The sequence below is a fragment of the Comamonas squillarum genome, from assembly GCF_025309455.1.
GTDB lineage: Bacteria > Pseudomonadota > Gammaproteobacteria > Burkholderiales > Burkholderiaceae_C > Comamonas > Comamonas squillarum.
This window is the reverse complement of record NZ_CP104377.1, coordinates 1343792-1368537: the sequence shown is the minus strand read 5'-3', so window position 1 is coordinate 1368537 and position 24746 is coordinate 1343792. Positions and strand designations below refer to the sequence as shown.

At 64.5% G+C, this 24746-nt stretch carries 23 protein-coding genes; 18 read left to right on the top strand and 5 right to left on the bottom strand.

Annotation, left to right across the window (positions count from 1 at the left end; all coding sequences use genetic code 11):
- The first annotated feature begins 54 nt into the window (after window positions 1–54).
- From rmuC to N4T19_RS06290, 9 genes are all read left to right on the top strand, one after another.
- Window positions 55–1542: a DNA recombination protein RmuC gene (gene rmuC, locus N4T19_RS06330; protein ID WP_409935198.1), complete on the top strand. Its 1488-nt coding sequence runs from the start codon at window positions 55–57 to the stop codon at window positions 1540–1542.
- Window positions 1543–1595: 53 nt separating this feature from the next.
- A complete protein-coding gene (locus N4T19_RS06325) occupies window positions 1596–2855 on the top strand; it encodes an MFS transporter (RefSeq protein ID WP_116924120.1) in 1260 nt (419 codons plus the stop codon).
- A 73-nt stretch (window positions 2856–2928) separates the two neighbouring features.
- Window positions 2929–3282: a single-stranded DNA-binding protein gene (locus tag N4T19_RS06320; protein ID WP_116924119.1), complete on the top strand. Its 354-nt coding sequence runs from the start codon at window positions 2929–2931 to the stop codon at window positions 3280–3282.
- A gap of 42 nt (window positions 3283–3324) precedes the next feature.
- Window positions 3325–4020 (top strand): dTMP kinase, encoded by a 696-nt coding sequence (gene tmk, locus N4T19_RS06315; RefSeq protein WP_116924118.1) that lies wholly within the window; start codon window positions 3325–3327, stop codon window positions 4018–4020.
- A gap of 1 nt (window position 4021) precedes the next feature.
- Window positions 4022–5065: a DNA polymerase III subunit delta' gene (locus N4T19_RS06310; protein ID WP_182342070.1), complete on the top strand. Its 1044-nt coding sequence runs from the start codon at window positions 4022–4024 to the stop codon at window positions 5063–5065.
- Window positions 5066–5162: 97 nt separating this feature from the next.
- Window positions 5163–5537 (top strand): PilZ domain-containing protein, encoded by a 375-nt coding sequence (locus N4T19_RS06305; RefSeq protein ID WP_182342068.1) that lies wholly within the window; start codon window positions 5163–5165, stop codon window positions 5535–5537.
- A gap of 479 nt (window positions 5538–6016) precedes the next feature.
- Complete coding sequence (locus tag N4T19_RS06300; protein WP_260719705.1) at window positions 6017–6823, top strand: TatD family hydrolase; 807 nt, start codon at window positions 6017–6019, stop codon at window positions 6821–6823.
- Window positions 6824–6852: 29 nt separating this feature from the next.
- Window positions 6853–7650 carry an ankyrin repeat domain-containing protein gene (locus N4T19_RS06295; protein ID WP_313900089.1) on the top strand — a complete coding sequence of 266 codons (798 nt, stop codon included), beginning with the start codon at window positions 6853–6855 and terminating at the stop codon, window positions 7648–7650.
- Window positions 7651–7770: 120 nt separating this feature from the next.
- Entirely contained in the window at window positions 7771–10269 is a 2499-nt protein-coding gene (locus N4T19_RS06290) for a heavy metal translocating P-type ATPase (RefSeq protein WP_260719704.1), read from the top strand.
- 70 nt (window positions 10270–10339) lie between these two features.
- On the opposite strand, the gene fabI is transcribed toward N4T19_RS06290, so the two are convergent.
- Complete coding sequence (fabI, locus tag N4T19_RS06285) at window positions 10340–11140, bottom strand: enoyl-ACP reductase FabI (RefSeq protein WP_021027875.1); 801 nt, start codon at window positions 11138–11140, stop codon at window positions 10340–10342.
- A 122-nt stretch (window positions 11141–11262) separates the two neighbouring features.
- On the opposite strand from fabI, the gene N4T19_RS06280 reads away from it, so the two are divergent.
- On the top strand, window positions 11263–13101 hold the full coding sequence (locus N4T19_RS06280) for an extracellular solute-binding protein (protein ID WP_182342058.1): 1839 nt from the start codon (window positions 11263–11265) through the stop codon (window positions 13099–13101).
- Between the two features lie 134 nt (window positions 13102–13235).
- Window positions 13236–14261 (top strand): microcin C ABC transporter permease YejB, encoded by a 1026-nt coding sequence (locus N4T19_RS06275; RefSeq protein ID WP_116924112.1) that lies wholly within the window; start codon window positions 13236–13238, stop codon window positions 14259–14261.
- 52 nt (window positions 14262–14313) lie between these two features.
- Here the strand turns inward: N4T19_RS06275 and N4T19_RS06270 are convergent, their stop codons facing one another.
- On the bottom strand, window positions 14314–14787 hold the full coding sequence (locus N4T19_RS06270) for a DUF2127 domain-containing protein (RefSeq protein ID WP_116924468.1): 474 nt from the start codon (window positions 14785–14787) through the stop codon (window positions 14314–14316).
- A gap of 161 nt (window positions 14788–14948) precedes the next feature.
- Between N4T19_RS06270 and N4T19_RS06265 the strand changes: the two genes are divergently transcribed.
- The 4 genes from N4T19_RS06265 (at window position 14949) to N4T19_RS06250 (ending at window position 19337) form a co-directional block, all read left to right on the top strand.
- Window positions 14949–16088, top strand: a complete 1140-nt coding sequence (locus N4T19_RS06265) for an ABC transporter permease (protein WP_116924111.1) — start codon at window positions 14949–14951, stop codon at window positions 16086–16088.
- Window positions 16081–17718: an ABC transporter ATP-binding protein gene (locus tag N4T19_RS06260; protein WP_260719703.1), complete on the top strand. Its 1638-nt coding sequence runs from the start codon at window positions 16081–16083 to the stop codon at window positions 17716–17718. The genes N4T19_RS06265 and N4T19_RS06260 overlap by 8 nt, the downstream gene beginning before the upstream one ends.
- 84 nt (window positions 17719–17802) lie before the next feature.
- The gene (locus N4T19_RS06255) at window positions 17803–18588 is read left to right on the top strand and encodes an ABC transporter ATP-binding protein (RefSeq protein ID WP_260719702.1); all 786 of its coding nucleotides are present in this window, start codon (window positions 17803–17805) and stop codon (window positions 18586–18588) included.
- Window positions 18585–19337, top strand: coding sequence for an ABC transporter ATP-binding protein (locus tag N4T19_RS06250; RefSeq protein ID WP_116924108.1), 753 nt, complete (start codon window positions 18585–18587; stop codon window positions 19335–19337). Before N4T19_RS06255 ends, N4T19_RS06250 begins: the two co-directional genes overlap by 4 nt.
- A 79-nt stretch (window positions 19338–19416) precedes the next feature.
- On the opposite strand, the gene N4T19_RS06245 is transcribed toward N4T19_RS06250, so the two are convergent.
- The 3 genes from N4T19_RS06245 to N4T19_RS06235 all read right to left on the bottom strand — a co-directional run bounded on the left by N4T19_RS06245 (window position 19417) and on the right by N4T19_RS06235 (window position 21828).
- Window positions 19417–20019, bottom strand: a complete 603-nt coding sequence (locus N4T19_RS06245; RefSeq protein ID WP_116924107.1) for a lipocalin family protein — start codon at window positions 20017–20019, stop codon at window positions 19417–19419.
- 520 nt (window positions 20020–20539) lie between these two features.
- A complete protein-coding gene (locus N4T19_RS06240; RefSeq protein WP_116924106.1) occupies window positions 20540–20860 on the bottom strand; it encodes a MerR family transcriptional regulator in 321 nt (106 codons plus the stop codon).
- Window positions 20861–20862: 2 nt separating this feature from the next.
- A complete protein-coding gene (locus N4T19_RS06235) occupies window positions 20863–21828 on the bottom strand; it encodes a DnaJ C-terminal domain-containing protein (protein WP_182342044.1) in 966 nt (321 codons plus the stop codon).
- A 187-nt stretch (window positions 21829–22015) separates the two neighbouring features.
- Between N4T19_RS06235 and N4T19_RS06230 the strand changes: the two genes are divergently transcribed.
- The 3 genes from N4T19_RS06230 to nusA all read left to right on the top strand — a co-directional run bounded on the left by N4T19_RS06230 (window position 22016) and on the right by nusA (window position 24741).
- On the top strand, window positions 22016–22390 hold the full coding sequence (locus tag N4T19_RS06230; RefSeq protein WP_116924104.1) for a thioredoxin family protein: 375 nt from the start codon (window positions 22016–22018) through the stop codon (window positions 22388–22390).
- Window positions 22391–22586: 196 nt separating this feature from the next.
- Window positions 22587–23186 (top strand): ribosome maturation factor RimP, encoded by a 600-nt coding sequence (gene rimP / locus N4T19_RS06225; RefSeq protein WP_116924103.1) that lies wholly within the window; start codon window positions 22587–22589, stop codon window positions 23184–23186.
- A 70-nt stretch (window positions 23187–23256) separates the two neighbouring features.
- Window positions 23257–24741: a transcription termination factor NusA gene (nusA, locus tag N4T19_RS06220; protein ID WP_021027864.1), complete on the top strand. Its 1485-nt coding sequence runs from the start codon at window positions 23257–23259 to the stop codon at window positions 24739–24741.
- The last annotated feature ends 5 nt before the right edge of the window (window positions 24742–24746 follow it).

The following is a 24746-nucleotide window of genomic DNA, read 5'->3' as shown; positions in this document are numbered from 1 at the left end:
CTCAGCCTGGTGCTGCTGGCCTTGGTACTGCTGGCGGTGCTGGCCAACCTGCTGGTGCTGCTGTTGCGCCGGCCCAAAGCCGATCTGGGGGAGGCCTGGCTGCAGCAGCAGGAGCGCCAGGCCCGCGACCAGCAGCAGACCGTGCAGGCGCTGGCGCGCAGCGAAGGCGCGCTCAGCCACCTGTCGCAGCACCTGAGCCTGCAGTTGCGCGAGTTGAACCAGGGCAGCCAAGATGTGATGGGCGAGTTCCGCGAATCGCTGGAAGCGCGCATGGCGCAAAGCCTGGCTGAATCGCGCCTTGGGCGCCAGGAGCTGGCCCAGGCGCTGGCCGGGTTCGAAACCCAGCTCGCCCAGCGCCTGGCCCACCTCGATGCGGCCATCAACCAGCGCCTGTCGGTGCTCGATACCTCGCTCACCCAGCGCGTCGATGCGCTCACCCGCGCCAACCACCAAAGCCTGGCCACGCTCAAGACCGATGTGCAGTCGCACCTGGCGGGCATGCAGGACGGGGTGGGGCGCCAGCTGGCGCAGCTGCTGCAGGCCAACCAGCAGCAGGCCGAGCAGCTGCGCGGCACGCTCAACGAGCGCCTGGCCAGCATCCAGAGCGACAACGCCAGCAAGCTCGAAGAGATGCGCAAAACGGTGGATGAAAAGCTGCATGCCACCTTGGAGCAGCGCCTGGGTGAATCCTTCAAGCTGGTGAGCGACCGGCTCGAACAGGTTCACAAGGGCCTGGGCGAGATGCAGACGCTGGCGGGCAGCGTGGGTGACCTCAAGCGCGTGATGACGAATGTGAAATCGCGCGGTACCTGGGGCGAGCTGCAGCTGGGCATGATCATCGACAACGTGCTGACGGCCCAGCAGTACGCCAGGAACGTCAAGACCGTGCCGGGCAGCGACGAGATGGTAGAGTTCGCCATCCGCCTGCCGGGCCACAGCGATGACAAACCGGTGTGGTTGCCGATCGATTCCAAGTACCCGGTCGAGCACTACCAGCGCCTGATGGATGCGCAAGAAAGCCTGGACAAGGCGGCGATCCAGTCGGCCAGCATCGGCTTTGAAAATTCGATCCGGCTGGAGGCCAAGAAGATCTACAGCAAGTATGTCTCGCCACCCAACACCACCGATTTTGCGGTGCTCTACCTGCCCACCGAGGGGTTGTTTGCCGAGGTGATGCGCCGGCCGGGTCTGGTCGAAGCCTTGCAGAACGACTGCCGGGTCATGGTCTCGGGCCCAGCCAACCTGGCAGCGATGCTCAGCAGCCTGCAGATGGGCTTCAAGACCTTGGCCATCGAAAAGCGCAGCTCCGAGGTGTGGGCGGTGCTCGGGCAGGTCAAGACCGAGTTCAACAAGTTTGGCGATGTGGTGGAGGCCACGCGCAGGTCGCTGGACCAGGCGGCCAAGAAATTCGAGCAGGTCGATGTGCGCACGCGGGCCATCCAAAAGCGGCTCTCGCATGTGCATGAGACGCCGGCCGCTGGCGAGTTGGGCCCTTTGACCACGGATACGGACGAAGGCGACAGCGCAGCGGCCCTGACTTAGCCGACAATGCAGGCCAAGCAAGTGCCAGTTGCCCACGGTGCTGAAGGGAACGCGTGAATCGCGAGTTGATACGGCTGATCATCGGCCAGTTTTTTGTCCATACCTGTATGACAGGCACGCGCTTGGCAGCCCCGCTGCTGGCCCTGCGCGATGGCCACACCCCCGGCGCGGTGGGGTTCTTGCTCAGTCTGTTTGCGCTGACCCAGGTGTTCCTGGCGCTGCCGGCGGGCCGCTACGCAGACCGGCATGGCTTCATGAAGCCGATGCTGGCCGCCATTGCGCTGGCCTTTGCCGGCACTGCCATTGGTGTCGCTTTTCCCCGTTTTGAAGTCCTGTGCGTCGCGGCGCTGCTCACGGGGGCGGGCTGCGGCATCTCCATCATTGCGCTGCAGCGCCATGCGGGCCGCGTCGCCCATGAGGCCAGTGAGCTGCGCCAGATCTTCAGCTGGCTGTCGCTGGGCCCGGCGATTGCCAATTTTCTGGGGCCGATGGTCACCGGGCTGATCATTGACCACTCGACCGGCCAGGCCGGCAACAACCTGTCCTACCGCATCGCTTTTGCGGTGCTGGCGCTGTTCTCGGTGGTGGCCTGGTGGTGTGTGCGCAGCGCCCAGGAGATGGAGCCCGCGCCCGCCAAAAGCGATGGCCAGCCCCACCATGCCTGGGACCTGCTGCGCGAGCAGTCCTTCCGCCGCTTGCTGATTGTCAACTGGTTGGTCGCCTCTTGCTGGGATGTACACACCTTTGTCGTGCCGCTGCTGGGCCATGACCGGGGTCTGTCGGCCTCCGAGATCGGTGCCGTGCTGGGCGTGTTTGCGCTGGCGGCCTTTGTGATCCGGGTGCTGCTGCCCGCCATCTCGCGCCACCTGCGCGAGATGACCGTGGTGATGGCCGCGATGGTGCTCACGGCTGCGATTTTTGCGATCTACCCGCTGATGCCCAATGCCTGGGCGATGGCTTTTTGTTCGGCCTTGCTGGGCATCGGCCTGGGCAGTGTGCAGCCGATGGCCATGAGCATGCTCCACCAGATCACCCCCGAGGAGCGCCACGGCGAGGCCGTGGGCCTGCGGCTGATGCTGATCAATGGCTCGAGCGTCTGCATGCCGCTGATGTTTGGCGCCGCAGGGGCGGCCATTGGGGTGGGCGGGGTTTTCTGGGTAATGGGCGGCTTGGTGGGCGCGGGCTCGCGCATGGCCTGGGTGCTGGGCAAAACGCCCTTGCCCAACTTCCGGGTGCTCGACAGCAGCCACAGCGCAGAACCGGCCAGCCATGCGCTGGGTGAGAAACAGGCCCAGCCGCCCCGCGAGCCCTGATCTTGGCGCACGACTCGCCTCTGGTGGCCGCCCAAGCGGCTAAACTGCAAGGCTTGTATGGGGGGATCAAAGCATGATGGATGGATTGGTATCCGGGCGCATACTGGGTCAGCCGGTCGAGCGCAGCAGTAAAACCGGCAAGCCGTATGCACTGGCCAAGGTGCGTGCCAATGCGGGCGCGGGCGATGGCGAGATGCTGATTGTCAACGTCATCGCTTTTGACGATGCGCCGGTCGCAGCGCTTTTGGGCCTGGGCGACGGCGACAGCATCTGCCTGTCGGGCAGTCTGACCCCCAAGGTCTGGGTCGACCGCGATGGCGTGACCCGCCCCAGCGTGGACATGGTCGCCCACCAGGTGCTGACCGCCTACGGCGTGGCCCGCAAGCGCGGCGTGGCCGGTGATGCGGACTTTGACCCTGCCGCCTGAACCCATCAGGGGTGTGGGCGGGCACGTACAATCTGGCGCAGCATGACTCCATCTTCTCCCGCATCTTCTCCAGCTGCTTCGCGCGGCCTGTTTATCAGCTTTGAAGGCATTGACGGCGCCGGTAAATCCTCGCATATCCAGGGCTTGCACGATGCCTTCCTGGCCGCAGGCCGCCACGTGGTGAGCACGCGCGAGCCCGGTGGCACGCCGCTGGCCGAAAAGCTGCGCGCGCTGTTCCTGCAAGAACCCATGGATGCCTTGACCGAGGCTTTGCTGGTGTTTGCGGGCCGGCGCGACCACCTGCAGCAGGTGATCGAGCCGGCGCTGGCCCGGGGCGATGTGGTGCTGTGTGACCGTTTTACCGATGCCACTTTTGCCTACCAGGGCGCCGGGCGCGGCTTTGACCTGCAGGTGCTGCAGGTGCTCGAGCGCATGGTGCAGGCCCGGCCCGAGCTGGGTGAGGGCGCGCTGCGCCAGCCTGACCTGACCATCTGGTTTGATCTGCCCACCGAGGTGGCCGCCGAGCGCCTGGCCGGTGCACGTGCCCCCGACCGTTTTGAGGCCGAACCCCAGCAGTTTTTTGCCCGCGTGGCCGCCGGTTATGCCGAGCGCGCGCTGGCGCAGCCCGCGCGGTTTGCGCGCATCGATTCGCACCAGCCCAAGCCGGCGGTGTGGCAGGCGGTGCGCCAGGCCGTAGCAGCCCAGGGTTGGCTGCCGGCCAGCAAAGTGGAGGGCTGATATGGCCACCGCCAAGAACACTGCAGCAGCCGAGCCCGTAGCCGCAGCACCGGCGCCCACCGCGCCCTGGATTGCCCAGCAACGCGAGCAGCTGCTGGCCCAGCGCGGCCATGCCTGGCTGCTGCAAGGCCCCTCGGGCCTGGGCCAGTTCTCGCTGGCCATGGGCCTGGTGCGGGCCTGGTTGTGCGATGCACCGACGCCCCAGGGCGCCTGCGGCCACTGCGCCAGCTGCCATGCGATCGATGTGCATGCCCACACGGACCTGTGTGTGCTGATGCCCGAGACCGAGATGCTGGCGCTGGGCTGGCCGCTGCCCGAAAAGGCCCAGGCGGACATTGACGACAAAAAGCGCAAGCCCAGCCAGGAAATCCGCGTCGATGCGATGCGCGATGCGGTGGAGTTCACGCAGCGCACCTCGGGCCGGGGCAAAGGCAAGGCGGTGCTGGTGTTTCCGGCGGAAAAAATGAATGCGGTCACTGCCAATGCGCTGCTCAAAACGCTGGAGGAGCCACCGGGCGATGCCCGCTTTGTGCTGGCGACCGAAGCCGCGCACCAGCTGCTGCCCACGATCCGCAGCCGCTGCCTGGCGCACACCATGCAGTGGCCCGATACCGCATCGGCCCGCAGCTGGCTGGTGGCGCAGGACGTGCCGGCAGACCAGGTCGACGCGCTGCTGCAGGCCGCAGGCGGTCGCCCCGACGATGCGCTGGATCAGATGCATGCCGGCCGCTCGCCCCAGGTCTGGAGGAAGTTGCCCAAGGATTTGGCCAATGGCCAGCCCGGTGCCTTGTCCAGCCTGTCGGCGCCCGAGGTGGTCGATGCGTTGCAAAAGCTCTGCCATGATTTGCTGATGCTGCGTGTGGGGGCCGCGCCACGGTTTTTTGACGCGGCCGATTTGCCTGCGCCCCCGGCGCTGGCGGTGCTGGCGCGCTGGAGCAAGGCTTTGACGCAGTCGATGCGCACGGCGGCGCACCCCTTCAACCAGGGGCTGATGCTCGAAGCACTGGTCGCGCAGGCGGCCAGCGTGCTGCAGTCGCGGCGCTAAGCGGGGTCCATCTGCCGGCGTAACAGGCCGCTGATGTGGCCTGTGTTTGCGCTGGCATCTGGAAATAGGCAGCAAAATTTGGTTATCCTTGGAATCTATGAACAGTCCTACCCCTGTACCGGGCACGGCCAGCGCTCGCCCCAGCGTGCTGCAATTGGCCATCAAGGAAAAGGCCGCGCTCTATGCCGCCTACATCCCCTTGTTCAAGGAAGGGGGCATCTTTGTCCCCACGCCCAAGGACTATGCACTGGGCGACGATGTCTACCTGCTGCTGACCTTGCCCCAGGATCCGCAGCGCTACCCCATTGCCGGCAAAGTCGGCTGGGTGACTCCGGCAGGCGCCGGTGGCAACCGCACCCAGGGCATTGGCGTGCGCTTTCCCAAAGATCCCAAGACGGATGAGCTGCGTTACAAGATTGAACAGATCTTGGGCACGGCCTTGCAGGCTGACCGCGCCACGCAGACCATCTAAGAACCTGTTCAAAGTCTCTACGCAGCCGCGTTGGAGCGCAATCGGGATGAGTTCGAAGGGATGGAACGCAGCTTGCACCGGGGTGCAAGCAAGGGCCAGCGCGCAGAAATCGCCCGATTTCACTCCAACCCGTAGGGACAGTGGCTTTGCGCTGCCCGGGAAGGGGCGCCCGGCGAGGGCCGCCCGGGCAGGGGCGGTCTGCGTTGTTGCCAATCCTCGCAATAGCTGGGCTATTGCTGCGGTGTTGCGCGGCTGGGCGCCCCCCTAGCATCCCATCTCGCAAAGACACTGTCGCGGCGCGAGGAGACATTGAACAGGTTCTAAGCACTGGATTCGACCCTGTCCCACCCCGATTTCTTAGCCGGGCTGACAGGGTTTTACGGTGGTCGCGACCGTCGGAGCAGCCGGAGCGGGGACAATGGCAGCAGTTCTTTGTATTTGGACTGCGGCGCTTTGAGCGTCTGCAGCGTTGACGATTGATGTTCACCGACTCCCACTGCCACCTCAACTTTCCCGAGCTTGTTCAGGACCTGCCTGCCATCCGCGCCAAGATGGACGAGGCGCGGGTGACCCGCGCGCTGTGCATCAGCTGCACGATGGAGGAGTTTCCCGACGTGCATGCGCTGGCGATGCGCTATGACAACTTCTGGTGCAGCGTGGGTGTGCACCCCGATACCGAAGGGCTGACCGAGCCCAGCGTGCAGGACCTGGTCGAGCGCGCGGCGCTGCCGCGCGTCGTGGCCATTGGCGAGACAGGCCTGGACTACTACGGCATGGAAGACCGCAAGGGCGGCTGCACGGTGGCTGATCTAGAGTGGCAGCGCGAGCGCTTTCGCACGCATATTCGCGCGGCCCAGCAGGTACGCAAGCCGCTGGTGATCCACACCCGCAGCGCATCGGATGACACCTTGCGTCTGCTGCGCGAAGAGGGCGAGACCGGTGGCGCCCATGCCGCAGGCGGCGTGTTCCACTGCTTTACCGAGAGCATGGAAGTCGCCCGCGCGGCGCTGGACCTGGGTTTTTACATCTCGTTCTCGGGCATCATCACTTTCAAAAAGGCGCAGGATCTGCGCGATGTCGCGGCCTTTGTGCCCGAGGACCGGCTGCTGATCGAGACCGACAGCCCTTATCTGGCGCCGGTGCCGTTTCGGGGCAAGACCAATACGCCCGCCTATGTGCCGCATGTGGCCGCGCAGATTGCGCAGGTGCGCGGCACCAGCGTGGAAGCGGTGGCCGAGGCCACCAACCGCAATTTCGATCGACTCTTCAGCGGAGTGCTGTCATGAAGCTGCCTGCTACACCTGGTTCTTTGTCTGTGCTTCGAGCGGCCTGCGCGGCGGCCCTGTGGCTGGCCTGCGCGGCCGCGCAAGCGGGCTCGTATGACGATTTCTTCACCCGCATCATCCGCGATGACGCCAAGGGCATCGAGGCGCTGGTGCAGCGCGGCTTTGACCCCAACACCGTGAGCGAGAAGGGCGAAACGGGCCTGACGCAGGCCTTCAAGCTCGACTCCTACCGCGCGGCCAAGGGCATGATTGCGCTGCCAACCACCAATGTGAACCTGGCCAATGCCAAGGGCGAGACACCGCTGATGATGGCTGCCATCAAGGGCCAGGTCGATCTGGCCAAGGCCTTGATTGCCCGGGGCGCCGATGTGAACCGCGAGGGCTGGACGCCGCTGCACTATGCCGTCTCGGCCCCGAGCGAAGATGGCTCCGACCTGCAGATGGTGGCGCTGCTGCTGGAGCACCATGCCTATATCGATGCCGCATCGCCCAATGGCACCACGCCGTTGATGATGGCCGCCCAGTACGGCACACGCAGCGCCGTGCAACTGCTGATCAAGGAAGGCGCCGACCCCAAGCTGAAAAACCAGCAGGGACTGACGGCGAGTGACTTTGCCACCCGCGCCGACCGCTCGGAAGTGGTGACCTGGCTGAGCCAGGCCGGCGCCGCAGCGCCAGGCGCGGGTGCCAGCGCAGGGACAGGCGCAGGTGCAGGTGCAGCCGCTGCAGGCAGCACGGCCGCGCCCAAGCCGCAGCCCGGCGCCTATGTGCCGCAAAAGCCCGCATTCCCGCAGGAAGGCCGGCGCAAGATCCAGAGCAACTGGTAAGGCTGCGGGCGGCGCTGCCCCCGTTGCCCATGTCGTGTTTGCACCCGCTGTGGGCAGGGGCTTGACATTCACACCATGGCAATCTTTAGAGTTCCTGCCATGGATAGAAAGACTCCCGCCATGACTGCCCAAACCACCCCATCCGCCACCCCGCTGCTGCAACTGCCGATCGAGGGCATGACCTGCGCCTCCTGCGTCGGCCGGGTCGAGCGCGCCTTGCAGGCCGTGCCCGGCGTGCAAAGCGCCCATGTCAACCTGGCCACCGAGCAGGCCAGCCTGCAACTGGGCGACCAGGCCCCCGCCGCCCAGGTGCTGGAGCAGGCGCTGGCAGCGGTCCACAAAGCCGGCTACAGCGTGCCTGTGCATGCGCTGGAGCTGGAAGTCGAAGGCATGACCTGCGCCTCTTGCGTGGGCCGCGTGGAGCGCGCGTTAAAAGCCGTGCCCGGCGTGCAGACCGCCGCCGTGAACCTGGCTACCGAACGGGCCACGGTGCAGCTGACGGCGGGCGTGCATGCCGAGCAGCTGATGGCTGCTATTGCCAAGGCCGGCTATACCGCCCGCACTGTGCCGCAGGTGGGTGAGGCCAGCGAGGCGGCCGATGCCCATGATGCGCAGAGCCAGCGCCAGCAGCAAGCGCAAAACGGGCTGCTGCGTGACCTGTGGCTGGCGGCCTTGCTGGCCGCGCCGGTCTTTGTGCTGGAGATGGGCGGCCACATGCTGCCGGGCTTTCACCACTGGGTGGGCCAATGGCTGCCCCAGCAGAGCAACTGGCTGCTGCAGTGGGTGTTGACCAGCCTGGTGCTGGCCGGGCCGGGCCGGCGCTTTTACCGCCTGGGCCTGCCTGCGCTGGCGCGGGCCGCGCCCGATATGAACTCGCTGGTGGCAGTGGGCACCTTGTCGGCCTATCTCTATTCGCTGGTGGCCACCTTTGCGCCTGGCGTACTGCCAGCGGGCACCGTGCATGTCTATTTCGAGGCCGCGGCGGTGATCGTAGTGCTGATTTTGCTGGGCCGCTGGATGGAGGCACGCGCCAAGGGCAATACCTCGGCGGCGATCAAGCGCCTGGTGCAGCTGCAGGCCAAGACGGCCTGGGTGCTGCGCGATGGCGATTGGCAATCACTGGCCATTGATGCGGTGCAGCCCGGCGATACCGTGCAGGTGCGCCCCGGCGAGCGCATCCCGGTCGACGGCCGGGTGACAGATGGCGAGAGCTATGTCGACGAATCGATGATCAGCGGTGAACCCGTGCCGGTGCACAAGACCAGCGGCGCCCTGGTGGTGGGCGGCACCATCAACCAAAAGGGCGCCTTGACCCTGAAGGCCACCGAAGTGGGCGGCAACACGGTGCTGGCGCAGATCATCCGCATGGTGGAGCAGGCCCAGGGCGGCAAGCTGCCGATCCAGGCCGTTGTGGACCAGGTGACCATGTGGTTTGTGCCCGCCGTGATGGCCGCTGCCGTGCTGACCTTTGTGCTCTGGCTGTTGCTGGGCCCATCGCCCGCGCTGAGCCTGGCCCTTGTCAATGCGGTGGCTGTGCTCATCATTGCCTGCCCTTGCGCGATGGGCCTGGCGACGCCCACCTCGATCATGGTGGCCACCGGCCGCGCCGCCCAGCTGGGGGTGTTGTTCCGCAAGGGCGAGGCGCTGCAGCTGCTCAAGGACGCCCAGGTGGTGGCCGTGGACAAGACCGGCACCTTGACCGAGGGCCGGCCCGCGCTGACCGACCTGGTGCTGGCCCCCGGCTTTGAACGCGCGGCCGTGCTGGCGGCGGTGGCCGCCGTTGAGAGCCAGTCGGAGCACCCGATTGCGCAGGCCATTGTGCAGGCTGCCCAGGCCGAAGGCCTGCAGTTGCTGCCGCTGTCCGGCTTTGAATCGGTCACCGGTTTTGGCGTGCGTGCCCAAGTGGGCGCTGCGCGGGTCGAAGTAGGTGCAGACCGCATGATGCGGCAATTGGGCGCTGATGTGGCGGTGTTTGCTGACGAGGCTGCCCGTCTGGGCGCCGAAGGCAAGACGCCGCTGTATGCCGCCATCGATGGCCAGCTGGCCGCCATGATCGCCGTGGCCGACCCGATCAAGCCCACCACACGCGCTGCGATTGAGGGCCTGCATGCGATGGGCCTCAAGGTAGCGATGATCACCGGCGACAACCGCCGCACCGGCGAAGCGATTGCCCAGCAGCTGGGCATTGACGAGGTGGTGGCCGAGGTGCTGCCCGATGGCAAGGTGGCGGCCGTCAAGCGCCTGCGGGCTGCGCATAGTGCGCTGGCCTATGTGGGCGATGGCATCAACGATGCGCCTGCCTTGGCCGAGGCCGATGTCGGCATTGCCGTGGGCTCGGGCACCGATATCGCCATCGAGTCGGCCGACGTGGTGCTGATGGGCGGCGACCTGCGCGGCGTCGTGACTGCCATCGGGCTCTCGCGCGCCGCCATGCGCAATATCCACCAGAACCTGTTCTGGGCCTTTGCCTACAACGTGGCGCTGATCCCGGTCGCCGCGGGCCTGCTGTACCCGGTCAATGGCACCCTGCTGTCGCCGGTGTTTGCGGCAGGGGCGATGGCGCTGTCGAGCGTGTTTGTGCTCGCCAATGCCTTGCGGCTGCGCCGTTTTAGCGTCTAGATAAGGCTGCTAGACATGAAAAAACCCCGCAGACACCAAGCCTGCGGGGTTTTTGTCTAAGCGTTGAAGCTTAGACCTGGTCGGCCGACAGACCAGCCGTTTGGCTGAAGCCACCGTCCACATAGGTGATCTCGGCGGTCACGCCCGAGGCCAGATCGCTCAGCAGGAAGGCGGCGACATTGCCCACGTCTTCGATGGTCACATTGCGGCGCAGCGGTGAGGCGTCGGCCACGCGGCCGAGCAGCTTGCCAAAGTCCTTGATGCCCGAGGCAGCCAGGGTCTTGATCGGGCCGGCAGAGATGCCGTTGGCGCGGATCGCGCGGCCGTCTTCGGTGCGGCCCACGGCCTCGGCCAGGTAGCGCACGGAGGCTTCGAGCGAGGCCTTGGCCAGGCCCATGGTGTTGTAGTTGGGGATGGAGCGCAGGGCGCCCAGGTAGGACAGGGTCAGCAGGGACGACTTGTCGTTGAGGTAGGGCAGGGCGGCCTTGGCCAGCGCAGGGAAGCTGTAGGCGCTGATGTCATGCGCAATGCGGAAGCCTTCGCGCGAGAGGCCATCCAGGAAGTTGCCGGCAATCGCCTCGCGCGGCGCAAAGCCGATGGAGTGCACAAAACCATCGAACTTGCCCCAGGTCGCAGCCAGGTCGGCAAACATTTTCTCGATCTGGGCGTCATCGGCCACATCGCAGTCGAACACCAGCTTGGAGTCGAACTCGGCGGCAAACTCGCTGATACGGTCCTTGAAGCGTTCGCCCACATAGCTGAAAGCCAGCTCGGCGCCTTGCTGGTGGCAGGCCTTGGCAATGCCATAAGCGATAGAGCGGTTGGACAGCACGCCCGTGATCAGCAGTTTCTTGCCGGTCAGAAAACCCATTGTTCTTCTCCTGATAAGTGCCACGCCATAAGGGCATGGCCAAAAAAGACTTGGGCACCGGCGCAAAGCGTTTCTCGGGGGTAAACGCTTGCACAGGTGGCCAGCTAGGGCAGAATTGTCGCATGCGATTCTGCCTTCCGCTGATTTTGTGTGCTGCCGCGGCAGCGCCTGCCTGGGCCAGCCATGCCTACGCCCTCTGGGGCGAGCCGCGCTACGCGGCGGATTTCAAGCATTTTGCCTATGCCAACCCCGAGGCGCCCAAGGGCGGTGAGCTGCGCCTGGTCAGTGCGCTGCGCTACTCGACGTTTGACAAATACAACCCCTTTACGATCAAAGGCTCGCCCCCGGCCTACCTGAGCGACATGCTGTTTGACAGCCTGCTGATCGCCAGCCTGGACGAGACGACAACCGGCTACGGCCTGTTGGCCGAGGACATCGATGTGGCCGCCGATGGCATGTCCGCGACATTCAAGATGCGCAAGGCGGCGCGCTTTCACAATGGCAAACCGGTGCTGGCCCAGGATGTCAAGCACAGCTACGAGGCGCTGATCAGCCAGTACGCCACGCCCGGCTACAAGACCTTGCTGGCCGATGTGGAGGGCTGCGATGTCATCGACGACCGCACGGTGCGCTTTCGCTTCAAGAAGCCCAACCGCGACCTGCCGCTGACCGTGGGCAGCCTGCCGGTCTTCAGCCGCGACTGGGGCCTGGGCGCCGATGGCAAGCCCAAGCGCTTTGACCAGATCGTGACCGATATGCCCATTGGCAGCGGCCCCTACAAGATCGGCCCGGTGGTGTTTGGCCGCGACATCACCTACGTGCGCGACCCCGACTACTGGGCCAAGGACCTGCCCGTGCGCGTGGGCAGCGCCAATTTTGACCGGGTCACGGTCAAGATCTACAAGGACAACACCGCCAAGCTGGAGGCGCTCAAGGCCGGCGAGTTCGATGTGATGCGCTTTTTCAGCGCCGGCGACTGGGCGCGCCGCCTCTATGGCAAGCGTTTTGACCGGGGTGAGCTGCGCAAGGGGGACTTCGCCAACAAGCTGCCCTCGGGCTTCCAGAGCTACTTTTTGAACCTGCGCCGCCCAGTGCTGCAGGATGTGCGGGTGCGCGAGGCCCTGGGCCTGGCGTTTGACTACGAGTGGATGCAGCGCCAGCTGTTCTACGGAGCCTACGAGCGCGTGCATGGCCTGTTTGGCAACACCATGTGCGAGACGCATGGCAGCCCCAGCGACGCCGAGCTGGCCCTGCTCAAGCCCTTTGAGAAAGACCTGCCCGCCGGTACCTTGGGGCCGCTGCAGGATCCCCCCCGCACCGACCAGGGCAGCAGCCTGCGCGACAACCTGCGCAAGGCGCAGGCGCTGTTGGCCGATGCCGGCTGGAAGGTGGACAGGAATGGCGTGCTGCGCAATGCCAAGGGCCAGGCGCTGGAGCTGGAGTTTCTCGACAGCAACGAGGGCGGCATTCGCACCGTGTCCACCTGGATGCGCAACCTGGAGAAGCTGGGCATCAAGCTCCGGCTGCGGGTGGCCGATTACGCGCTCTACCAGCAGCGGGTCGACAAGTTCGACTATGACCTGATATCGGTCAATGTGCCGGGCACCAATATCCCGGGCCAGGAATACGCCGAGCTGTTTGGCAGCGCGGCGGCGGAGCAGGAGGGCTCGGGCAATTTCATTGGCTTGAAGAGCCCAGCGGTCGACGCGATGATTGCCCAGATGGCCAGCGCCAAGAGCGAGCAGGAGCTGCTGCCCGCCTGCCATGCGCTCGAGCGCATCATTGTGGCGGGCCACTACCTGATTCCGCAGTGGTATGCCGCCAGCCACCGCGTGGTGTATGACGCCTGGCGATTGGTGGAGCCCCCGCAGGTGCCCGCCTATGTGCCGGGCGAGACCTGGGTGATGTACTACTGGTGGGCGCGCATGCCGCCGCTCACAGCCGCAACCGCCAAGCCATGAGCTGCTCTGATGCCGGGCCCAGCCGTTATATGATCCCTCTGACCGCCCCAGCGCGCCTGCCGCGCTGCCCCGGCATTTTCTGCCACAGTGCCACGGCGTTTGCCCGCCCGTGCTGACATTGGAGCCCACCCCGCATGTTTGCCTATATCCTCAAACGTCTGCTGCTGATGATTCCCACGCTGTTCGGGGTCTTGCTGCTGACCTTTGTGGTGATCCAGTTCGTGCCGGGGGGCCCGGTCGAGCAGTACCTGGCAGAGGCCAAGGCCGGCAACCGGGGCGCGGAGGGCGCGGGCATGGGCTACCGGGGCGCGCAGGGCATTGACCCCAAGCGGCTCGACGAGATCAAGGCCTTGTACGGCTTTGACAAGCCGCCCATCGAGCGCTTTGTGCAGATGCTGGGCCAGTTCGCCCGCTTTGATCTGGGCAACAGCTTTTTCCAGAACAAAAGCGTCTGGCAGCTGATCAAGGACAAGCTGCCCGTCTCCATCAGTCTGGGGCTGTGGACCTTTTTCATCAGCTACCTGATTGCGGTGCCGCTGGGCATTGCCAAGGCGGTGCGCGCGGGCAGTCGGTTTGACATGGTCACCACGGTGATCGTGCTGGTGGGCTATGCGATACCCGGCTTTGTGCTGGGGGTGGCGCTCTTGGTGATCTTTGGCGGGCAGCTGCAGTGGTTTCCGCTGCGCGGGCTCACCTCATCGGGCTGGGAAGAGATGGGCTGGGCCGCCAAGCTGGTCGACTACCTCTGGCACATCACCTTGCCAGTCACCGCCATGGTGGCCGGCAGCTTTGCGGTGACGGCCATGCTCACGAAAAACGCCTTTCTTGAAGAGATCCGCAAGCAGTATGTGGTGACGGCCAAGGCCAAGGGTCTGAGCGAGCGCCAGGTGCTGTGGCGCCATGTGTTTCGCAATGCCTTGCTGCCCATCGTCACCGGCTTTCCGGCGGCCTTCATTGGCGCCTTCTTTACCGGGGCCTTGTTGATCGAGACCTTGTTCTCGCTCGATGGCCTGGGCCTCTTGAGCTATGAGAGCGTGATCCGGCGCGACTACCCGGTCGTGCTGGGCACCTTGTACCTGTTTACCTTGATCGGTTTGCTCACCAAGCTGGTGAGCGACCTGTGCTATGTCTGGGTGGATCCCCGTGTCAAGTTTGACTGAGTCGCGTATGCCCGCATTGGCCAGCCCAGCACCTGCGGCATGGCGCCGCGCCTCAGGCCTTGCGGCGCAGCTGCAGGCGCCGCAGCAGCACGGCCACGACGACGATGTTGAGCAGCAGCACCAGCGCGCCTTGCCAATGGCGGTGCGCCAGCAGGTGCTGCACTTCGAGCGGTATGTACAGCCCCGAGGACAGCGCGCCCAGCCATTCGCCCCAGGCCTTGTCCTGCCACAGGCCCCAGGCCTCCAGCCAGCGCACAGCGATATAGGTCCCGCCCAGCAGCACCAGCGTATGGATGGGGGTGGCATTGATCTTGTCCACCCAGCCAATCAGCACGGCCGGGTAGCGCGCCTCGGGCGAGAGGCCCACGTGGCCGATCAGCTCCAGCGCGAGGCGGTGCAGATCGTGGTGCAGCAGGCTGAGCAGTCCCAACAGGCCCAGCAGCGCGGCAAAGCCTTTGAGCGCTTCAAAAATGGCAATGCTTTTGAGCGCGGTGCGCAAGGCGGAGGGCGTGTGGGTGGCAGGCATGGCGCAGAGCATGGCCGATGGCGCGCCGTTTGGCTGTCGGCCAATGGCGACAGCGCAGCACCCCGTGCCCTCGCCGCCACCGTTGCCAACGTCGGCCCCAGGCCGCCCTATTCAGTGACAGGAGGGGGACGGTGCCCACACCGTCTCTGCAGACCATAACGATGACCGAGCCTGTTTCCCCACTTCCCCCCGGCCGCTCGCCTGCGGCCCGCGCCTGGCGCCGCTTCAAGTCCAACAAACTGGGCTTTTACAGCCTGCTGCTCTTTGTGGTGCTGGTGGTGCTCAGCCTGTTTGCCGAGCTGATCAGCAACGACAAGCCGCTCGTTGTGCGCTATGAGGGGCAGACCTATTTCCCGCTCGCCAAGGACTACCCGGAGACCAGCTTTGGTGGCGACTTCCACACCGCCACCGATTTTCTCGACCCCTTCATCCAGCAGCAGCTGCGCAAGGATGGCAACTGGGCGATCTTTCCGCTCAACCGCTATGGCCCCAACACCATCAACTACTTTGCCAAATCGCCCACGCCTTCGGCCCCCTCGGCGGACAACTGGCTGGGCACCGATGACCGGGGGCGTGACCTGCTGGCCCAGCTGATCTACGGCTTTCGCGTCAGCGTGCTGTTTGGCCTGGCGCTGACGGCCGTCGGCACGCTGATCGGCATTCTCACCGGTGCGATACAGGGCTTTTTTGGCGGCAAGGTGGACCTGGTGTTCCAGCGCTTTACCGAGATCTGGAGCGCCATGCCGATCCTGTACCTGCTGATCATCTTCAGCGCAGTGCTGGCGCCCAGCGCCGGCCTGCTGTTGGTGCTGCTGAGCCTGTTTGGCTGGATGGCACTGTCCGACTATGTGCGGGTGGAGTTTTTGCGCAACCGCCAGATGGACTATGTGAAATCGGCGCGGGCGCTGGGTGTGCCAAGCTGGAAAATCATGTGGCGCCATATCCTGCCCAACAGCATGACGCCAGTGGTCACCTTTTTGCCGTTCCAGATGAGTGCCGCGATCCTGACCCTGACATCGCTGGATTTTCTGGGCCTGGGCGTGCCCCCGGGCACCCCCAGCCTGGGCGAGCTGTTGAACCAGGGCAAGAACAGCATCGATGCCTGGTGGATTTCGCTGTCGACCTTTGCGGTGCTGGTGACCACCTTGCTGCTGCTCACCTTCATGGGCGATGCATTGCGCGATGCGCTGGACCCGCGCAAGCAGCTGAATTCGCCGCGCGCTGGCGCAGCGCCTGCTGCGCTTTCGGCTCAGCCAGCGCCGTCAGCCAGCGCAGATGCCAAGGAGACCCGCCATGCGTGAGCAAGCACAACCCGCGGTGGCCGTGCCCGCGCCGCTGCTCCAGGTCAACCACCTCCATGTGGGCTTTGGCGGCCAGGATGTGGTCAAGGACCTGAGCTTTTGCATACAGGCCGGCGAGAAGCTGGCGCTGGTCGGCGAATCAGGTTCTGGCAAGACAATCACCGCGCTGTCGCTGCTGCGCCTGGTGGGCGAGGCCCAGTTGCGCGGCGAAGCGCTGATGGGCGGGCGCAACCTGCTGCAGATCTCCGAGCGCGAGATGCAGGCGGTGCGTGGTGATGAGATTGCGGTGATCTTTCAGGAGCCGATGACGGCGCTGAACCCGCTGATGACCATGGGCGCGCAGATTGCCGAGGTGCTGCAGCTCAAGCAAGGCCTGGGCGACAAGGCCGCCTGGGAGCAGGCGGTGCAGCTGCTCGCCACAACCGGCATCCCCGAGCCGCAGCGGCGCGCCGGCAGCTACCCGCACCAGCTCAGCGGCGGCCAACGCCAACGCGCGATGATTGCGATGGCGCTGGCCTGCCGGCCCAAGCTGCTGATTGCCGATGAGCCCACCACGGCGCTCGATGTGAGCCTGCGCGGCCAGATCCTGGAGCTGCTGAGCGACTTGCAGCGCCAGACCGGCATGGCGGTGCTGATGATCACCCATGACCTGCCGCTGGTGCGCCATTTTGCCGACCGGGTCGCGGTGATGGAAAAAGGCCGGCTGGTGGAGCAGGGGGCTGTGGCCGAGGTGTTTGCCGCGCCCCAGCATGCCTACACCCAAAAGCTGCTGGCCAGCACGCCCCAGCGCCAGGTGGTGGCCCGCCAGCCTGAGGCACCCACGGTGCTGCAGACGCGCGATTTGCAGGTGGCCTATGCCACGCCGCTGCCGGGCATAGCGGGCTGGTTCAGCAAGGGCCGGTTCGACGCGGTGCGCGGCGCCAGCCTGGCGCTGGGCCGGGGTCAGACCTTGGGGGTGATTGGCGAGTCGGGCTCGGGCAAATCCACCTTGGCCCAGGCGATCCTGGGCCTGCTGCCCAGCCTGGGCGAGCTGCGCATTGGCCAAGAGACCTGGCAGTTGCCGGCCCAGCGCAACAGCGCGGCCAACCAGCGGCTGCGCCGCAAGGTGCAGGTGGTGTTCCAGGATCCGTTCTCGTCGCTGTCGCCGCGCATGACGGTGCAGGAGATGGTGGGCGAGGGCATGCAGCTGGCGCAGCCCCAACTGGCCCCAGCGGATCTACAGCAGCAGGTGCTGGCGCTGCTGCAGGAAGTGGGCATGACCGAGGCCCAGTTCCCGGGCCTGCTCGAGCGCTATCCGCATGAGTTCTCCGGCGGCCAGCGCCAGCGCCTGGCCATTGCCCGCGCGCTGATCGTGGACCCCGAGATCCTGGTGCTGGACGAGCCCACCAGCGCGCTCGATGTCACCATCCAGCAGCAGGTGCTGGCCTTGCTGCAGCGCCTGCAGCGCGAGCGCGGCCTGAGCTATGTGCTGATCACGCACGATGTGGCGGTGATCCGGGCCATGGCCCATGAGGTGCTGGTGATGAAGGATGGCGAGGTGGTGGAGAGCGGCGAGGTCATGCAGGTGCTCGATGCGCCGCGCCAGGCCTACACGCAGCGCCTGATGGACGCCAGCCTGGAGCTGGGCTGAGCGGGCAGCGCCCGGCAACGACTTTATGAGCGGAATAGGGCCGCAGGCAGTGCGCAAGCTGCCTGCGGCATCAACGGGAAATCCATGACAGAACTGCTGCAAGTGACCGGTTTGGGCAAGCGCTTTGGCGGCGTGCAGGCCGTGGCCGATGTGAGCTTTGCCTTGCGCCGGGGCGAAGTGCTGGCGCTCATTGGCCCCAATGGCGCGGGCAAGACAACCACCTTCAACATGCTGGGCGGGCAACTGGTGCCCGATGCCGGCAGCATGCTGCTTCAGGGCACGGCCCTGGGCGGCAAGCGGCCCCGCGAGATATGGCGCCTGGGCGTAGGGCGCACCTTCCAGATTGCCGAGACCTTTGCCTCGCTGACGGTGGCCGAGAACGTGCAGATGGCCTTGCTGTCGGCCGCTGGCCGCGTCTTTGGCCTGTGGCAAAAAGCCGCCCCCTTTCAGCGTGATGAGGCGCTGGCCTTGCTGGCGCTGGTGGGCATGCAGGACCAGGCTGACCGTGCTTGCAGCGCGCTGGCCTATGGCGATGTGAAGCGGGTGGAGCTGGCCATCGCCATGGCCCACAAGCCTGTGCTGCTGCTGATGGATGAGCCCACTGCCGGCATGGCCCAGGCTGAACGCCTGCAGCTGATGGCGCTCACGCGGCAACTGGCCCGTGAGCGCGACATGGCCGTGCTGTTTACCGAGCACAGCATGGATGTGGTGTTTGCCTATGCCGACCGCATCATTGTGCTGGCGCGGGGCCGGCTCATTGCCGAGGGCGCGCCGGAGGCCGTGCGGCGCAACCCCGAGGTGCAGGCGGTCTACCTGGGCAAGGGCAGCACCTATGACAGCCAGGAACCAAGTCAGGAGCCTGCCGTATGAGCGCGCAGATAACCGATGTGCACGCCGAGCTTCTGCTGCAGGTGAGCGCGCTCAACGCCTGGTATGGCGAAGCCCATATTCTGTTTGATGTGGGGCTGGAGGTGCGGCGCGGTGAGGTGGTGGCCTTGATGGGGCGCAACGGCGCGGGCAAGTCCACCACGCTCAAGGCCATCATGGGCCTGGTGGAGCGGCGCAAAGGCACCGTGCAGTTCATGGGCCAGAACATTGCGCAGGCAGACCCCTGGCGCATTGCACGCCTGGGCCTGGGCTATGTGCCCGAAGAGCGGCGCATCTTCAGCGACCTGACGGTACTCGAAAACCTGGAGGTGGGCCGCCAGCCCGCCCGCCGCTGGGCCGATGGCAGCCTGGCCAGCGAGTGGACGGTGGATGAGCTGCTCGCCTTTTTCCCGAACCTGGCGGCCATGCCGCAGCGCGCTGGCGGGCAGATGAGTGGCGGCGAGCAGCAGATGCTCACCGTCGCCCGCACCCTCATGGGCAATCCCTATCTGGTACTGCTCGATGAGCCCTCTGAAGGGGTGGCGCCTGTCATCGTCGAGCAGATGGCGCAGATGATTGTGCAACTCAAGCAGCGCGGCGTGAGTATTTTGCTGTGCGAGCAAAACCTGCACTTTGCGCGCCTGGTGAGCGACCGGGCCTATGTGCTGGAGAAGGGCGCGATCGCGTTTGCTGGCAGCATGCAGGCACTGGTCGACGAAGAGCGGGCTGGCGCCAAGCGGATCGGCGTCTAAGGCGCCATTAGACAAAGCAAAGCCTGCACGCATCGCGCGCAGGCTTGGGTGTCCCTCCGGAAATAAAAGGGACTGCGGCTTACCAGTGGCCGGTGGGGTTGATGCCGTCCTGCATCACCCAGTGGATGCGTGAGGTCTCCACGCCCATCAGTGCAGCCTGGTGGACTAGCATATCGGTGGTCTTGCCATCGAGCACGGGCTGGCGCGAGAGCAGCTTGAACGAGTCGGTGGTGTCGCCCATCAGCATGGCCCAGCGGTAATCGGGGTCAATGGCGACGACATGGTAGCCCTCGTGGAAGGGGCCCATGAACGAGGCCTTCATGGCGCCAAAGTTGGGCGCGCCGACAAAGCGGGCAATGCCATGGCCCTCGACCCAGCGGTGGGTGCCGGCATGAAAGCCCCGGGTCGTGATGCCCAGGCTGCCATCGCTCAGCAGCTCATATTCGACGCGTGAGCGCGTCAGCGGCTTGCCGATGCCGCGCTCGATGCGGGCGATCTCATACCAGTCGCCGACAAAGCGTTCTGCATCAAAATCGGCGACGGGCTCAATCAGGTCGACCGGCACGACTTTGCGGGATTTGTTGCTGGTCCACCAGTAAACGGCCAAGGCGGCCACACCGGCTGCCAGGGGGAGCCAGAGAGAGCGCTGTTGCGGTCGTTGTTGATGATCGAGCTCTTGCATAAGAAATTATTCCTTGTTTTGTTTTATGAATCCTAACCAGATAGGCGTAATTTACAAGCTGCCAGCGTGGGCCAAATGTAAGCAAAGCGCCTGATTTGCGCTGTCGCCTTGCGGCTTGCATGCCTAATTTCGCACCAAGGCACGGGAATTAGCAGGTATTTTTATCTGCTCGCTTGGCATCTGTGGCCTAATGTCGGTTTTGTTTATCGCGAGGTCCCAGGATGGGCAACAAAATCGTTACGGAAGCTGACCGCAAGTTCACCCCTCAACCGGCCCTGCCTAACGGCAAGAGCCTGCCTACTGCTGGCCGCGGCCAACAGGTCAGCCGTGCCCGTGGCACTGCTACCCGTTCCAAGAAGAACCCAGGCAAGCGTACGCACAAGGGCGGTTAATACCGCCTACCGGTTTGCCCCGTCCGCATGCCGCGCTTGCCACGATCAGGCGCGGCATGCGGATGGTGCTTTTTCGGTAAGGATGAGCCCGCATCAGCGGGCTTTTTTGCGTCTGTCTGAAAGATCCGTCAGCGATGCAAGCGGCGGCGCAGCTCCAGCACCTCTTCCATCAGGTCGACGGTCAGTGCGGCCAGTTGGGGGTCGGCATCATAGGTGTGCTCCAGCAGCGCCACACGGCGCGCGCGCACGATGCAGGTGGCCGCAAAGCGCCAGCTGGTGACGGCTTCGGGGTTGCGTGTGCCGGTGCTGGGGGTGAGCACGCCATCGACGACACGGGCCTGCACCCAGTCCAGGTTGCGCTGGCAGGCCTGGGCCAGACTGGCCGCATCAAGGCTGTCGTCATCAATGATCTGCAAGCTGCTGGTGTGTACTGTCGTGTAGTGGGGCATGGTCACACTCCTTGGCGAGGCTGGTAGTGGGGAAAGGCCTTGGCAAAGGCCGCGTAGGCCTCGCGCTCCTGCTCGGTCGTGGCCGGTGGTATGTGCAGTTGCAGCTCCAGGTACAGATCGCCAGGCGTGGCAGCGGGCAGGCCTTTGCCCTTGATGCGCAGCTTGCGCCCGGCCGACCAGCCTGCAGGAATAGTCACTTCCAAGGTGCCGGCCGGCGTTTTGACCTCCGCGCTGCCGCCCAAAGCCGCTTCCCAGGGGCTGACGGGCATTGGCATATAAACATCCTTGCCTTCGGCACGCCAGCGCTTGTCGGGGCGAAAGTGCACTTCGAGCAAGAGATCGCCCGCTGGCCCGCCCTGGTAACCGGGCCCGCCCTGGCCGGCCAGGCGAATCATCTGGCCCTCGCGCACCCCGGCAGGAATCTTCACCTGCAGCTGGCGCTCCTGGCTGCGTACTTCGCCATCCTCGGTCACGTCCTGGCCATGCAAGGTCAGCATGCGTTCGCTGCCCTGGTAGCTGTCGGTCAGGTCCAGCTCGATGCTGGCGTGCTGGTCCTCGCCCCGGATCGCCGCACGTGGCCCGCCGCCGGCATGGCCACCGCGCTGGGCGCGCGCCGCGTCGCCAAACATCTGGCGAAAGAAATCGCTGTAATCGGCATCGCCCCCCATGCTCTGGCGGCGAAACTGGAAATCGCCGCTGTCAAAGCCTTCGGCGCTGCGGAAGGGTTTGCCCGCGCCTGACGCAAAGCCGCGCGGGGCGTCGAGCATGGCGTCGTATTCGGCACGCTTTTGCGTGTCCGACAGCACCGCATTGGCCTCGTTGACCTCGGCCATGCGCTGGGCGGCGTCTTTTTCCTTGCTCAGATCCGGGTGGTATTTGCGGGCGAGCTTGCGAAATGCCTTTTTGATCTCGTCTGCGCCGGCCTTTTTGTCCACGCCCAGAACGTCGTAGTAGTTTTTGGAATCCATGCCTGCTCCCGAAGATATGGCAGTTTGCTGTTGTACAGGCAACTGCCCAATGGATGATGACTTCCTAGAACTTAGTTGCTTTTGGGTCTGATTCAAGTCAGAGAAGCGCGTATTCTCAAAGGCACCGGAGCCCTGGGATACCGCAATAGTGGTACAAATACGCCTTTGTGTGCGGGATGGGCTGTGTATGACCGAGGCTGCGAGTGCGCCCTGGCTGGTGGTGTGTTTGTGCGCGCAGTGGTGCGGTACCTGTGGCCAGTACCAGCCTGCTTTTGATGCGCTGGCCAAGGAGTGGCCGGACATGGCCTTTGTCTGGCTCGATGTCGAGGACGAGGAAGAGGCGCTGGGCGAGCTCGATATCACTACCTTCCCCACCGTACTACTGGGGCGCGGCACCGAAGCCATGTTCCTGGGCCCCGTTCTGCCCCAGTCCGGCGTGCTGCAGCGCATGCTGGAGCGTTTTTCGCAAGGCGACGCGCAGGCCTTGCCCGATGGCGATGAAGCCCATGCACTGTTGCGGCGCACTGCGGCCATCGTGCAGGCGCGCAATGCGCAGACTTAGTCGTTCGCACGCCTAAAAGCCACTGCGCATCATTGCATCGATACTGGTTTGCCCCTATAATTGATGTCTACACGACCAACTGGGCGGTGCCAACCGCCCATTTTTTTTTGGTCGCATGTTTTTCAGCTCGATGCTGCGGAATGTGTAACATTCCGTGGTTCTCGGGTTTTTTGTATTTGCGGGATAAATAGCACACGTGAGCTTGCAAGAAACCACCCTACAAACGGTGAGCGGCCTGGGCTACGACTTGGTGGAGATCGAACGCTCTGCCAGCGGCCTTTTGCGCATCACCATCGACCTGCCTTGGAATGCGGATGACGTCCGTCCGGAAGGCGTGCCAGAGCAGTTTGTGACGGTGGAGGATTGTGAGAAGGTCACCCGCCAGCTGCAGTTTGCGCTGGAAGTCGATGGCGTGGAATACAAGCGCCTGGAAGTGTCCTCGCCCGGTATTGACCGTCCATTGCGCCATGAGCAGGATTTCATCCGCTTTGCCGGCGCGGTGGTGGACCTGACGCTGAAGGAATCCATCGGTGCAGCTGCCGAAGGCACAACCATCAGCGCCAATCGCAAGAAGTTTCGGGGCACGCTCGAGCGTACCGAGGCAGGTGGCTGGCAGATCGTCTGGAGCGATGCGCCGCCTGTCAAGCCCGGTGCCCGTGTGAGCAAGAAGCGCCCACCCGCACCGCTGCAAAGCCTGGGTTTTACGCTCGATGAGTTGCGTGAAGCGCGTCTGGCACCCATCGTGAGCTTCAAGGGCAGGGCGGCAGCAGGTGCTGCCGACGAACCCCAGGCCTGAAGTGGCCCCGCACATGGTGGCGCTGATGATGCCGCCTTCTGGTTAAAGATTGAAATAGGAGAGTCGTCGCATGAATCGCGAATTGTTGATGCTGGTGGATGCCATCGCGCGCGAAAAGAACGTAGAGCGCGATGTGGTGTTCGGCGCTGTGGAATCTGCCCTGGCCCAGGCTACGAAGAAGCTGTATCCCGGCGAAGTGGATGTGCGTGTGGCTATCGATCTCGATACCGGCGACTACGACACCTTCCGCCGCTGGCTGGTGGTGCCCGATGATGCGGGCCTGCAAAACCCGGATGCCGAAGAAATGCTGATGGATGCCGTTGACCGCAAGGCAGACGCGCAGGTGGGCGACTACATTGAAGAGCAGATCGAATCCGTGCCTATCGGCCGTATCGGCGCCATGGCGGCCAAGCAGGTGATCCTGCAAAAGATCCGTGACGCCGAGCGCGAGATGCTGCTCAACGACTTCATGGCACGCGGCGACAAGATCTTCAACGGCACCGTCAAGCGCATGGACAAGGGCGACATCATTGTCGAGTCCGGTCGCGTGGAAGGCCGCTTGAAGCGCGGTGAAATGATTCCGAAGGAAAATCTGCGCAATGGTGACCGCGTTCGCGCGATGATCATGGACGTGGACCTGACCCTGCGCGGCGCGCCGATCCTGCTCTCGCGCTCCGCGCCCGAGTTCATGGTCGAGCTGTTCCGCAACGAAGTCCCTGAAATCGAGCAAGGCCTGCTGGAGATCAAGAGCTGCGCCCGTGACCCTGGCAGCCGCGCCAAGATTGCCGTGCTTAGCCACGACAAGCGCATTGACCCGATCGGCACCTGCGTCGGTGTGCGCGGCAGCCGCGTGAACGTGGTGACCAATGAGCTCGCTGGCGAGCGCGTGGACATCGTGCTGTGGTCTGAGGACCCCGCCCAGTTCGTGATCGGTGCGCTGGCGCCGGCCAATGTGTCCTCGATCGTCGTGGACGAAGAAAAGCATGCCATGGATGTGGTGGTGGACGAGGAAAACCTCGCGATCGCCATTGGCCGTGGTGGTCAGAATGTGCGTCTTGCCTCCGATCTGACGGGGTGGAAGATCAACATCATGGACGCGGCCGAATCGGCCCAGAAGCAGGAAGAAGAAACCAGCACTTCCCGCAAGCTGTTCATGGAAAAGCTGGATGTGGATGAAGAAATCGCTGACATCCTGATCGAAGAAGGTTTCTCCAGCCTGGAAGAAGTGGCCTATGTGCCGCTGCAGGAAATGCTGGAAATCGAGAGCTTCGACGAAGAGACCGTCAATGAGCTTCGCACGCGCGCCAAAGATGCGCTGCTGACGATGGAAATCGTCCACGAAGAGAGTGTTGCCCGTGTTTCCCAAGCGTTGCGTGATCTGGAAGGGATGACGCCTGAGTTGGTAGCCCAGCTGGAAGCTGGTGGAATCCACACGCGTGACGACCTGGCCGATTTGGCCATTGATGAATTGACCGAGCTGACCGGACAGTCTGCCGATGACGCAAAAGCCTTGATCATGAAGGCTCGCGAACATTGGTTTGATGGACAGGAATAAGGTCA